The organism is Sulfurimonas sp. HSL-1716 (assembly GCF_039645975.1).
GTDB lineage: Bacteria > Campylobacterota > Campylobacteria > Campylobacterales > Sulfurimonadaceae > Hydrocurvibacter > Hydrocurvibacter sulfurireducens.
The window spans coordinates 275,572-288,734 of the sequence record NZ_CP147918.1; the positions used below are offsets into that span (position 1 = coordinate 275,572).

The window sequence follows — 13,163 nt, forward strand, 5'->3', positions numbered from 1 at the left end:
ATGCAAAAATTTAAAATCTGCTGTTAAACTCTTTTTTGATCTCTAAAAACCGATCCAGATTTTCAAAAAAGAGATCTATAAGAGAAGGGTCGAAGTGTCTGCCTTTTTCATTTTTAAAAAACTCCAGAATATCTTCTAGCTTCCATGCTTTTTTATATACACGGTCATGGCCAAGAGCATCAAATACGTCCGCAACGGCGGTAATACGCCCATATATATGGATCTCTTCGCCTTTAAGCCCGTTGGGATATCCCATACCGTTCCACTTTTCGTGATGTGTATAGGCTACGATGGATGATGCCTGAAGTATCTCTTTGTTGGAGTGTTTAAGCATATCGTATCCTAAAGAAGTATGGGTTTTCATAACCTCGAACTCCTTTTTGGTCAGTTTGCCCGGTTTGTTCAGTATGCTGTCGGGTATACCTACCTTTCCGATATCATGCATAGGCGATGCCTGTCTTAAAAGCATTGCTTCTTCTTCATCCAGACCCGTGAGTTTTGCTAACAAGTAGGAGTACTCGGCGACTCTTTGTACATGGAGTCCCGTTTCTTTGGAACGAGTTTCTCCTATGGCGCCCATAGTCAGCACGACCTCTTTTTGAGTATTGATGATCTCTTCATTGAGACTGATGATCTCTGTGACATCATGCATTACCTGAAGATGTTCGGTGACGTTTCCTTCCAGATCTAAGATCGGATAAAAGACCGTCTCCATTGTATATTCTGAGGCGTCTTTGGCGATGTTTGTCACTGTCTCTTTTACGATCTCTTTATTTTTAAGACGCTTTGTGATCTGCGAACAAAAGTGCTGTTCACGATATTTTTTATGACGCAGCTGCGAGCAGTCCATGCCTATTAATTCGGGTAAAGTAGATTTGTGCAGTTTGCAAAGCGTATTGTTGGCATAGGTGATTATATTGTCCGTGTCTGTTTTTAAAATGGCAACGTTTGCGTTTACTGCTTCTTCATACTGTCTTATGTAGTATATTTGGTCATCGAGAGATTTTTTTGTGGAACTGAGTTCATTTTTTAAAATTTCCTTATACTCTTCAAGCTCCGTTATGTCGTTTCTAACGCCGATATATTCTTTGAAACTTCCGTCCTTGTTGTAGATCGGACTGATCTCCGTTAGGACATAATAGGGCTTTCCGTTTTTCTTTCTGTTTTTAACTACGCCTTTCCATATCTTTCCGGACCGTATGGTTTCCCACATCTCTTTAAATGCCTCTTTTGGCATATCAGGATGACGTAAGATATTGTGAGGTTTTCCAATGAGCTCCTCTTTAGTGTAGCCAGAGATCGTTTCAAGGTTTTGGTTCGTCTCTTTGATAACCCCTTTTGCATCCGTGACGGAAAAGATAGAGACTTCATCTACGGCTCTTCTAAACTGTTCAAGATAAAAAAGATTTTCGTCAAGTTCTGCACTTGTTCGTGTAATGAGAGTTGTCAGAGCTTTGAAAGTGATATCTTTGGCATCTTTTTTGTTATAGGACGGTATATTTTTTTGTACTATTTTTTCGTTCGGAATTTTTTCGCTCAGTATCACGAGCGTGCTGGTGATATTTAAAAGGCTGTTGTTGTCGTTATTCATGTCGTGGAAAAACTCGCCGTACGTCACAAAACCGCTTGTCGGAGCTATTTTGTCAACGACGCAAATTTCGTCATTAAGGTATCTGCCGAGCATCATCCGGCGTCCTGTACAGCTGTATACGTAGACTCCTTCCATTTTGTAAGGATATTTTTTAAGAAGTTCGCCTTTATTGAACTCGTCGATATATTCGACATCTGCATATCCGAATTTTACTTTGACACCTTTTTCAAGACTGCCTGTAAGGGTGATCGAGCCGTCTTCATGTACAACAACGGGAGCACGGGCTACTTCCAGTCCGTCTTTATTATAAATAAAAGGAAACTCGATCCCCCTTACCAGCAAGTCATCTATGATCTCTTTGCCAAGATAGTGCTCATATATATCCAAAACAGGTCTGTCGTCAATCTCATAGAGCCTTGTTCCTTCGATCTTTGTGATCGTCAGTTCTTTTCCGATGCTGCGCCAGTTGAACAGTGATTCTGTTTGAACCTGTAAAACATCCGAGTCGATCGCGGCAAAAGCCACATCGCAATGCTGGCATGAGCTTGAAAATATCTTACATTTGTTAAATTTAAGATCATCGGCCCCATTTCCGCCTGCAATGACCAAAGAGGGAAATGCTTGTGCGATCTGTTTCAAAAGCTTTTCGGAATCAAGAGTAAAAGTATTGGCAAAAAACAGTAAAAGTTTTGTTTTCTCCGTAATGAGTTCTTTGCTAAGACGCTCTAATATCTTCTCCGTAGAGAGATGACAGTAACTTTTTGATTTGACGATCGAATGTTCAAAGATGGAAAAAGAAACGGTTATGGCATTATCGACGATATTACCGTCTTGAACGATACCGGCGGTGGATGAACCGATAATGGAGGACGAAGGTAAAAGAGTTTTTAACTCTTTTCTTACTTTTAAAAAATCTTCTTCCGTAACATTAGAGCTGAAGAGCTGAATAAGCACGGAGCTACTGTCGATTATTTGCTCATCAGTAATGAAATCGTATAAAGTTGCTTTATCTTCATATATATGGTTTAAAAGTTTCATTCAATTTTTCCGTTATAAATATATATAATAATATAATTAGTTTGTCAAACTCTTTAAAGTGCCGATCTTTCAGTATTCATGAGAGATCTTCAGGACAGAAAATCTGTTTATTCTTATTATTAATTTTTCATTATATCTTTATTATATATAAAAAATGCACCCTTTTACGATCTATGGAGTTTGTGGACATCAGCTTTGGGAGGCAATCCGAACATACGCGAATACTCTCTGCTAAATTGCGAAGGACTTTCATATCCTACCTTGTAAGCTACTTGTGCTGCTTCGATGTTCTGTGACATCAAAAGTTGTCTAGCTTCTTGCAAGCGAAGGCTTTTTTGAAATTGTATCGGGCTCATAGCAGTCATTTTTTTAAAACTGTGGTACAAAGAGGATTCGCTCATACTGAGTGAACGTGCCAGCTCTTTAATGTTAAGCGGCTGATTATATGCATCTTTTATCTTTGTTATCGCCTGCACGACATGCTGCTGGGCGCTCCCGTCGCGAACATATTGACGGATCACGTCACCGCCTTCATCACGCATAACGGTATAAAGGATCTCTTTAATGATTAAAGGGGATAGTACAGGAATATCTCGCGGCGAATCAACTAAACGAACTAAACGGGTAACAGACTCAAGTAGCTGCGGTTTCATCTCTCCAAAATACAGACCTCGTTTTGCACTCCCGAGCTGTCGTGGTGCGGGAGGCATCTCTTTTAATACTTCAAATATCTGCTCCATAGTAAAAGTGATAGTAAGGCCGATGTAGGGCTGCTCCGCTGATGCTGTAGCAACACGCACCTGAGCGGGCATATGTATAGATGCTAAGAGGTACATCTCTTTATCATACGGGATCAATTCACCGCCAAGACCTACTTCTTTGCTGCCTTGAAGAATAATGCAGACAGAAGGTTCATAAAGCGTTGCAAGCATATCTGTCGGATCAGTTCTATAATAAAAAGTGAGCTGATCGATTTGTGTAGAAATAAGATTCTCACCTTTATATACTGACTGAATGATATCTTTGAGCTCTTCACGATAGTTTTGCATTGACAGAGTGTTCATAGCATATCCATTTTTTTATCATTATACATCTCTTTGCAGAATTAGGCAAGTGTGAGGAAGAAATGTTCTATAAGAAATTACTATGTTGGAGTACAATTAAGTTATGACATTGCTTGATAAGCTGTGAAATGAAGGTTTTGAAGGAGTGTATAAATGGAGACAAAATCTAATGACAAGTCCAGAAGAGACTTTATGAAACAAACGGCAATAGCAGGTGCAGGTTTAGTGTTTTCAACATCTACAAATTCATTCGCAAAGGAGCAAAAGATGAGTAATAATATAAAATCACGTGGCTACGCAGCAGTAGACACATCGGGAAAATTAAAACCTTGGAAGTTCGAGCGTCGTCCGGTGGGCGATAATGACGTACTAATCAACATCAAGTATGCGAGTATCTGCCACTCCGACATTCACCAGATGAAAGGCCATTGGGGAGCACAGCAGTACCCGCAAGTTCCGGGTCATGAGATAGTCGGTGTTGTTGCAGCGGTTGGCAAGAACGTTACGAAGTTCAAAGTAGGTGATCGTGCAGGAGTCGGGTGTATGGTAGACAGTAACCCTGAATGTGAAAGTTTTAAAAAGGGTGAAGAACAGTATTGCCCTCAAACCGTGTTTACTTATGGATACCCTGAAAATAGCTCTCCTACGGGAATCTCACAAGGCGGTTACTCTACAAATATCGTCGTTAAAGAGCACTTTGTCGTACACATTCCTGAGAATATCAGCTTCCAAGAAGCAGCACCGCTGCTGTGTGCGGGGATCACTACATACTCTCCTATTATGAAGTTTGACGTTAAAAAAGGAGACAAGGTCGGTGTAGCGGGGATCGGCGGTTTGGGTCATATGGCCGTCAAGATCGCTGTCTCAAAAGGTGCAGAGGTCTATGCTTTTACCACATCTACCGACAAGGTCGATGACATCTTGAAATTCGGAGCAAAAGAGGCGGTCGTCGTCGATGACTTTTCAAAGATACACCCTTATGCAGGAACATTGGACTATATGATAAGCACGATCCCGTATAAACACAATATCGCAGCGTACATCTCGGCGGTGAAACCATTCGGGGTTTTCACTTACGTCGGTATGCCGGATCAATTCGAAATTATGATGAGTAACATCGGTCTTGCCGCAAGCCGTGTCAACTTTAACGCCTCTCTCATCGGCGGTATGCCGGAGACGCAGGAAGTCGTCAACTACTGTGCCGACAACAAACTTTACCCTCAAATCCAGATCATCTCAGCAGAGCAGATCAATGAAGCGTGGGAAAACGTTGTGAACAAAAAAGCACGTTACCGTTACGTCATCGATGCGGCGACATTTTAAAAGGAGCCAAAGACGATGAAATATACAAACAAAGAAGAGTTTGACAAAGCAAATATGTTCGGGATGGGTGAACCGAATGTCAACTATGCACAATATTTCATAGGAGATTCATTTTTGAACTTCTTGGTAAAACCGGGTGAATCACCGATCTTTTTAGCAAACGTCACTTTTGAGCCGGGATGCCGTAATAACTGGCATATACATCACGCTAAAAGCGGTGGTGGGCAAATACTCATCTGCACGGCCGGTGAGGGTTGGTTTCAAAAAGAGGGTGAAGAACCTGTGAGCTTAAGTGAAGGTAGCATTGCAGTTATTCCGACGGGAGTAAAACACTGGCACGGTGCAAAAAAGGATAGCTGGTTTAGCCACATCTCCGTTGAAGTTCCAGGAGAAGAAACCAGTAATGAGTGGCTTGAACCGGTAGCGGATGAGTACTATAACAACCTCAAAGGATAAAGGAGAGGGTATGTTAGATACAAAACAGCAGGCTATCATCCCCATTTCTGTATTTACGGCAAACGGTGATATGGAAAAACTAAAACCGGCTTTACATATAGGACTTGAATCTGGCTTGAGCGTCAATGAGATAAAAGAGATTCTTGTGCAGCTTTATGCCTACTGCGGGTTCCCGCGAAGCTTAAATGCTATTCATACTTTTATGGAAGTGATGCAAGAGCGTGAAGCCAAGGGTATTAAAGACAATGTCGGTAAAGAGGCAACGCCACTACCAAAAGATATGGATAAAGATACCTACGGAGCCAAAGTACGCCAGTTGCTAGCAGGATGGGATAAAGAACCACCAGCACAAGGATATCAACTTTTTACTCCCGTGATTGACACTTATCTGAAAGAGCATCTTTTCGCTGATATCTTTGCGAGAGATGTATTAACTCACCAAGAGCGCGAGCTGGTCACCATTTCGGCATTAGCTGCAATGAACGGTACAGAGGGACAACTACAGTTTCATATGGGTGCTGCGATGAACACGGGCTTTACTGCTTCACAGCTATATGCATTCGTGAATGTATTGGATGTAAAAGTCGGGCATAAGGAAGCAAAAGTCGCCGGTCAAGTACTTAAACGTTTTACAAGCTAAAAAATGAAACGATTATTAATCAGAGTACTTGCTTGTCTGTTGAGTATGATGCCGGCAGTTTCTGGCGATATGACAAAAGGAGGATATATGCAGATCAGTATTAACTCAAACGGACATACAACGGTTTTTCAACTAAATAATTCCGATGCTGCAAAAGAATTGTATGCACAACTGCCTTTACATGTAGAAGTTGAAAACTACAGTAACAATGAGAAAATATTTTACCCTCCAAAAAAACTGCAAACAGGTAACACTCCTTTAGCAAATGCAAAGACAGGAACGCTTGCTTATTATGCTCCTTGGGGAAATGTTGTTATGTTTTTCGGTGACTTTGGAACGGCTAGTGGATTATACGAACTTGGATATGTAGTGTCGGGTCAGGAACATATTAAAAATATGTCTGGAACTATAGAGATTAAAAAAGTCGATTAGTTCTTTTGATGATTGGATAAATTTTTTGGAAGTATTTAAAATAGATAAGTGGTGCGGACGAGAGGACTTGAAGGCACTAAATAAACTAACTGATTTTTTACAAAAGTCCATAAAATAGGAGTAAAAGCACTTCTTGCAAATAATTAACCTCACAGAAAAAATTAATTTTGACAGCTAAATCTACACAAAATCTGCACACTTTTGCTAAAATATTATATTAGAGATAGTATCGTATTAAGGAATTTTTGAATATATGTAATTCGGAAGAAAACAATAGATGACTTTATGGCGATTATGTAAAAGAAGTCAATTTTCTTGTTCTGAAAAATAAAATCAACTAAAAATAGACGCTTCGCTACAAAATCTCAAATGGGCTTTATTTATAAGCAGAGAAGCATCAATATATGCCAAAATATCTTGGCATATTGTCAATATTTTGGACGACATAAGTAATTTTAGATAAAATTCAAAAAAATAATATTATGAATGTCATGTTCATATATTAAATTAGATTTGTGAAAAGTGGGACAATAGAGTTATGGCGAAGAAATATAAAACGATTGACCTTTTCGCGGGTATAGGTGGCATTAGATTAGGGTTTGAAGCGCATGGATGTGAAACTGTTTTTTCATCAGAATGGGATGTTCATGCACAAAAAATGTATGAGGAAAATTTTGGTGAAAAACCATTTGGCGATATAAATCTTATTGCACCGGAAGAAATTCCGAATCACGATATTCTATTGGCAGGATTTCCTTGTCAGCCCTTTAGTATTGCGGGAAAACAACTTGGATTCGCAGATACACGAGGGACTCTTTTTTTTAATATTGAGTCTATATTGAAAGCAAAAAAACCTTATGCATTTTTATTGGAAAATGTAAGACGATTGACGACTCATGATGGTGGTCGAACATTTCAGGTTATCTTAGATAAGCTTCAAGAACTTGGATATGTGGTTCATCATAAGATTTTTAATTCTCTCGATTTCGGTCTTCCTCAAAAGAGGGAACGAATTTATATTGTAGGATTTTTGGAACCTATTGAGTTTGAATTTCCTGTGCCTCCAAAGTTTTATAGGCCATTAAGTGAAATTCTTGAACCTGATGAAGATATTCCGAAAAATTTCTTTCTTTCTGATACTATTAAAGAACAAAGATTTGCTGCCTTAAAAAAGGAACCTCCTTTCCCATCAATATGGCATCAAAACATAGGTGGTAATATATCTCCATTGCCATATTCTTGTGCATTGCGTGCTGGTGGAAGTTATAACTATCTTGTAGTTAATGGAGTTAGAAGATTGACAGCGAGAGAAATGCTACGATTGCAAGGATTTCCTGATGATTTTAAAATAAACCTTCCCTATTCTCAAGCAAGAAAAGTGGCTGGTAATTCTGTGAGTGTTCCTGTTATAGAAGCAATCGCAAAACAAATGATGGATGCAATGAATAGCAAATGAGAAGGAATGGATATGGAATTTGAAGAAGCAAAAAAACTACTTGATAATGTGATTAAAAAAGGGCGAGTTCATTTTTACAAACCGATTCAAGTGGCTGAAATTTTATATAGAGACAGGATTGAAAAAGACATTAATCTAGCTGAACTTGAAACATACAGAGCTATTTCTAAAAAATGGCGAGATAAAATTTGCGAACAATTTGTCGGAAGGGTTAGCACTTCTTCGTCAAAATACCAAGATGATATATTTAATCAAACTGCTGTTCCACCTGAAGCATTAGTAGCCTTAGGCATTGTCAATCGTAGAGAAAATGGTAGCGTCGAATCATATATTTATAATAAATTTTCTGAAAGATTTAATCAATTGTCTGATGCATTAAATTATTGTTATACCAATAAAAAAGACACATTTGACTTAAGTGCATTTTTAGACATCTTTTGGAATGAACCCGGATTAAGAAGAAGTATTGATAAAATTTATGAAATCGTTGTTTATGCATTATTTTCATCATTAATTGATGCACTTGAAGTCTCAGTCGAGATTAGTATGAATCCAGATAAACAAGACTTATTAAATGAATTTGCAGATTTTGCTAAGAATGTAATTCAACTGTCATCTGCCGCATCTAGTATAAAGTTAAAAGCTAGAATAAATCGGGTTGGAGTGACTAACGCGGCTGATAGGGGACTGGACATGTGGGCTAACTTTGGGTTGGCAATACAAATAAAGCATTTATCATTAACAGAGGAATTGGCTTCAAATATTGTTTCATCTGTATCGGCAGACCGAATTGTAATAGTATGTAAAGATGCTGAAGAGAAAATCATTATTTCATTATTAACTCAAATAGGTTGGAAGTCGAGAATACAAAGCGTTATCACGGAAAGTCAGTTATTGAATTGGTATGAAAAAGCCCTTAGAGGCAAATTTTCAAGTTCAATTGGAAATAATTTGCATAAAAAAATTATGGATGAAATAATTATAGAATTTCCGACTACAGACAACGAGGAATTTTCAAAATTTCTTAAAAGTCGAAGTTATCAATAATTTTGATCTCAATCGCATTGCCATAATAGAAAAAACCAAGGATTGCTATGGACACTTTCTCAACGGAACAACGAAGTTGGGTAATGCGTCAGGTAAAAGGAAAAAATACCAAGCCAGAAAGAGTTGTTAGAAAAATTCTATGGGATGCTGGGTATAGGTATCGGTTGAATGTGAAATCATTGCCAGGGACTCCGGACATAGCAATTAAAAAATTAAAAAAAGTTATTTTTGTAAATGGATGTTTTTGGCATGGTCATAAAAATTGTAGTAAAGCCAAAATCCCAAAGACTAGAATTGAATATTGGCAAGCTAAGATTGCTAGAAATATTGAGCGTGATAAACAGAATATACAAAATTTAGAGCAATTGGGCTACGATGTACTCGTAGTTTGGGAATGTGAAATAAAACGAAAATCAATTGATATGCTAACATCAAAATTGATTGATTTTATGATTAAGTAGATGCACAAACAAAACGATTATACTACTACTTCCTGAATTTTAAAAATATTTTATTTAAAATCAAAATACGACCATAAAATAGGGATAAAAAGCACTTCTTGCAAACAATCAATCTGACAAAACAAATTAATTTTGACAGCAAAATCTGCGCAAAATCTACACACCAATTTTTAAAAATAATTTAGATTATTGTACTCCTGAGTAGTATCCTCAAGATAAAATCAAAGTTTCTTTGTAACTTTGCATGCAGCTTTTGTTTATTTTCTATTAATTATTTTTTCATAGTAGCGTGTAGAACTCTACACTTTTTAGTGAAAATCAACTATATCCACACGGTTCTTTGGCAATTCTCCATATTTATGTATAATACAATATGAAACTTGTTATGTAGAAGAGGACTTTGATGGCAAATCTAAAGAATGCTCCCTTGATTGAATCTATTTTTGAATTAAGATGGGGAGAAATTAAAACAAACTATTATGAATTTAGTATTGAAGAGGAAAGTTTGCTTCCTGGTATTATTGCAACTTTAGCTTTTCAAAATAAATATGTAGTATCTGAAAATTTGCAAAAAGGACAACATAACTTACCGCAACAAATAACTAATAGATTTAGAAAAGGCGAAAATACTTGGCCCTGCCTACAAATAGGAATGGGAATTTTTACCGTAAATCAAATTGCAAAAGATTATACGTGGACTAACTTTAAAAATGACATTATTCAAGGACTTATGTTTTTTCGGAATGAAACTGTATTAAAAAATATAAAAAATATTGATAGTGCCCAAGTAGTTTTAAGATATCAGGATGCTTTCTATCCTGATAAAAATATTACAGTTGGAGATTACATATCTACTCATTTTCATCTAACTGCAGAATTACCTGCAAGTTTTTATGATAATTACATTGCAAGTAAAAATTTTAAAAAAATTAATATGCAATTTGAAGTTGAGTTAGATGACAACATGGGGACTGCTGCTTTAATGTTTTCAAATGCTATCATTAACGGTAAAGATGGCTTGTTGGTGGATACATCAATTATACAAAGTGTGAATAAAATTAGTCAAAATGCAAAATTTTCAACCGATTGTATTTCTGTCTGGTTAGAGAAGGCACACGATATTCAAGAACATGCATTTAAAACTATAATAAAGGCTAGTGCGTATGACGAATAGTATACAGATAGAAACCTATGAGCCTTATCTTGAAGTAGATGAAAATAGAATAATGAATGATATTATACAAAGTTCATTCTTTGCAATCAGAAAACAAAAGATCCCTAAAGAAAAAAGCAATATTTCTATATATGATTTGGTGGCAAATACTAATAGTATGCAAGGGCTGTCTGAAACTGAAAAAAAAGATATTGTGGGAATGGGAAGTAGTTCTCTTTCTCTTAAATATCTTCATTTGATAGATTATCCTCATATTGTTCACTTAATTCATAAGAGTGATATCAAAAGCATAAAAGAATTTAAACCTTCTTATTCTGAATTACACACTATATTGTTGAAAAAAGAATTTACTAAGTATGAAACTGTATTAAGAGAAATAAAGATAGAAGAGTCTACAGGTCTTATTCTTGTTGGGTTATTAAGGTTAGCATATCCATGGAAAAAATATATTACTAATTGGGAAGATTTTTTAGATAGGACAAAGGTGCAATTGCAAAGTATGGGTGAGAATATAGAGGAAGAGTTAATAGGATTAGTTTAAAGGTGAAAATACACTATTACTCGGATACATTCTTACTAAATATAGATACATTATCTGTTGCACTCACAAGTGATTGTGCTTTAACACAAAGTCATGCAGGTATTTTATATATAGACTCTGAAGAGAATCCTAATTTACTTCATTTGGAAGGCTATAATAAATTAACAAACGAGTCTCCTTCAGATAAGTTTATTTGGCTGAATGTTCCTTTGAGTAAATCGAATAAGAAGTTGTTAGCACTTTATTGTGAGGATATTTTTGAAAAAAACAAGAAAGGTATCCCGTATGATATTGAACTTGAAGAAACAAGTTTTGATGAAGATTTGGCATTCATAAAGAAGGATAAATTTGGAGGTTTAACATGTTCTACATTGATCATGCAAATTTTTAAAAGACATGCAATAGAAATTATAAATAGAGGAACATGGCCTATCAGAGAAGAGGATAAGTCAAAACAACTTTTATTTGTGTCAAGATGTACTCAAAAAATACCACTTTTACTTCAAAAAGAATATACTCAACAAAAAATGCTTGCAATTGCCAAGGGGATATCACGGTACAGACCAGAAGAAGTGGTGTGTGCAGCAAGTATGCTAAAGTATCCACATCCATTTTCTACTATTGATAAACCTTCAAAATTTTTATTAAAGAATGTCGAAGAATATAGGAAAAAACATAAAGAATGCCAATAAGAATAAAATCTATTTCACTAGTTAAGATTATAAAATATGTTGAAAATAAAGCTCTCTTATAATCTTATTTTTAATTCTTTCAGTTTTTATAATAAAAATATAGGAGATATTTTTTCAGAAAATGAAAAAGAAAACCTCTCCAAAAAACTCCTAAAAATAGTCGAATACGACTATATTATTAAAAACAAAAAACTTCCCTACAAACTCCCTCAAAATATTCTTTATTTAATCTATTTCATAGGAGAGTACAAAAAAGCTTATTCTATTGCTTGTCAAAGAGAAAAAGATGATGAGGAAGATAAAGACACATTGGAAGCTTTAGGTAAAGGTTCTGCAAACAAAGAAAAACTCTTCAAAGAAAATCTCGCCAATATTTTAGATAAGTCAATACATATAAATGATAGACTTAAACTCTTTTTTGAGAACTTGCTTTTATTACCGCTTAAAAAACCTGAATATAAAAAAGTTGCTCTTTTGTTGCTAGGTACAACATATATATATTTTCCACTCCTTAAAAATCTTATAAACAAGATTCATCGTCATAATTTTTTCATGCAGATTGCACTAAAAGCTATGGAAGAAGCTTTAAAGTTCTATCAAGACACATATATAGCTAAAGATAAAATAATTAACTCTTCTTTCATCATGATCTATACCGTTTTGACTCAGAACCTAAAAATGGATGGAGATAAAGCTTTTAAACATACAAAGGAACTTGTCAATACTTTTATAGATGCAACAAACAATACTGCTGATAGATATAGACAAAGCTATCTGACTGAAAAAGATATCTATTTAGCAGGAATATATAACGGTATGCCTATCTTTCAATGGTATATAAGTAATACAGAAGAACATTACTATAAGACAGAAGATATTGAAAACTTAAAACTGCTTCTTGAGAAACTTTACAATAAGAAAGAGTTTGGTTTTACAGAATATTTTTTAGCATCCAGTGTCCTCAGAATGTTTAAAAATTCTAAATTAAATAATCTACAAGATATCGATAAATTTTTTCATGATGAACAAGCAATAAACACATGGATATACCAAATCCATAACATGTTTTCAGCTTTTCCAGCTCCACTTTTACAATACCTTCCACAACAGAAAAAATCTTTTGTATTAGGAACAATATCTCTTATAATAGGGATTTTTACCAAATTTGCAGAGCTAAAACTCAAACTATCACACCCAAAACCATAACTTCAAGACAAAAACCAAATCACCAGTCATACTTTTCTCGTT

General features: G+C 35.8%; 13 protein-coding genes. 11 read left to right on the top strand and 2 right to left on the bottom strand.

Features of this window, described 5'->3' with window-relative positions:
- Positions 1 to 10: 10 nt before the first annotated feature.
- On the bottom strand, positions 11 to 2,629 hold the full coding sequence (locus tag WCY03_RS01475; protein ID WP_345993232.1) for an HD domain-containing phosphohydrolase: 2,619 nt from the start codon (positions 2,627 to 2,629) through the stop codon (positions 11 to 13).
- 164 nt (positions 2,630 to 2,793) lie between these two features.
- On the bottom strand, positions 2,794 to 3,693 hold the full coding sequence (locus tag WCY03_RS01480; protein WP_345993233.1) for an AraC family transcriptional regulator: 900 nt from the start codon (positions 3,691 to 3,693) through the stop codon (positions 2,794 to 2,796).
- Between the two features lie 153 nt (positions 3,694 to 3,846).
- Here WCY03_RS01480 and WCY03_RS01485 point away from each other — a divergent pair, with 153 nt between their 5' ends.
- The 11 genes from WCY03_RS01485 (at position 3,847) to WCY03_RS01535 (ending at position 13,121) form a co-directional block, all read left to right on the top strand.
- On the top strand, positions 3,847 to 5,016 hold the full coding sequence (locus WCY03_RS01485; protein WP_345993234.1) for an alcohol dehydrogenase catalytic domain-containing protein: 1,170 nt from the start codon (positions 3,847 to 3,849) through the stop codon (positions 5,014 to 5,016).
- Positions 5,017 to 5,031: 15 nt separating this feature from the next.
- Complete coding sequence (locus tag WCY03_RS01490; protein WP_345993235.1) at positions 5,032 to 5,472, top strand: cupin domain-containing protein; 441 nt, start codon at positions 5,032 to 5,034, stop codon at positions 5,470 to 5,472.
- 10 nt (positions 5,473 to 5,482) lie between these two features.
- Complete coding sequence (locus WCY03_RS01495; protein ID WP_345993236.1) at positions 5,483 to 6,112, top strand: carboxymuconolactone decarboxylase family protein; 630 nt, start codon at positions 5,483 to 5,485, stop codon at positions 6,110 to 6,112.
- A gap of 87 nt (positions 6,113 to 6,199) precedes the next feature.
- A complete protein-coding gene (locus WCY03_RS01500; RefSeq protein ID WP_345993237.1) occupies positions 6,200 to 6,544 on the top strand; it encodes a cyclophilin-like fold protein in 345 nt (114 codons plus the stop codon).
- A gap of 538 nt (positions 6,545 to 7,082) precedes the next feature.
- Positions 7,083 to 8,000, top strand: a complete 918-nt coding sequence (locus tag WCY03_RS01505; protein ID WP_345993238.1) for a DNA cytosine methyltransferase — start codon at positions 7,083 to 7,085, stop codon at positions 7,998 to 8,000.
- Between the two features lie 12 nt (positions 8,001 to 8,012).
- Positions 8,013 to 9,047 carry a HaeII family restriction endonuclease gene (locus tag WCY03_RS01510; RefSeq protein ID WP_345993239.1) on the top strand — a complete coding sequence of 345 codons (1,035 nt, stop codon included), beginning with the start codon at positions 8,013 to 8,015 and terminating at the stop codon, positions 9,045 to 9,047.
- 47 nt (positions 9,048 to 9,094) lie between these two features.
- A complete protein-coding gene (locus tag WCY03_RS01515; protein ID WP_345993240.1) occupies positions 9,095 to 9,508 on the top strand; it encodes a very short patch repair endonuclease in 414 nt (137 codons plus the stop codon).
- A 403-nt stretch (positions 9,509 to 9,911) separates the two neighbouring features.
- Positions 9,912 to 10,682: a TIGR04255 family protein gene (locus tag WCY03_RS01520; protein ID WP_345993241.1), complete on the top strand. Its 771-nt coding sequence runs from the start codon at positions 9,912 to 9,914 to the stop codon at positions 10,680 to 10,682.
- Positions 10,672 to 11,223 (top strand): hypothetical protein, encoded by a 552-nt coding sequence (locus tag WCY03_RS01525; protein ID WP_345993242.1) that lies wholly within the window; start codon positions 10,672 to 10,674, stop codon positions 11,221 to 11,223. The genes WCY03_RS01520 and WCY03_RS01525 overlap by 11 nt, the downstream gene beginning before the upstream one ends.
- Before the next feature lie 2 nt (positions 11,224 to 11,225).
- On the top strand, positions 11,226 to 11,915 hold the full coding sequence (locus WCY03_RS01530) for a hypothetical protein (protein ID WP_345993243.1): 690 nt from the start codon (positions 11,226 to 11,228) through the stop codon (positions 11,913 to 11,915).
- A 36-nt stretch (positions 11,916 to 11,951) separates the two neighbouring features.
- Positions 11,952 to 13,121 (top strand): hypothetical protein, encoded by a 1,170-nt coding sequence (locus tag WCY03_RS01535; protein ID WP_345993244.1) that lies wholly within the window; start codon positions 11,952 to 11,954, stop codon positions 13,119 to 13,121.
- Positions 13,122 to 13,163 lie beyond the last annotated feature (42 nt).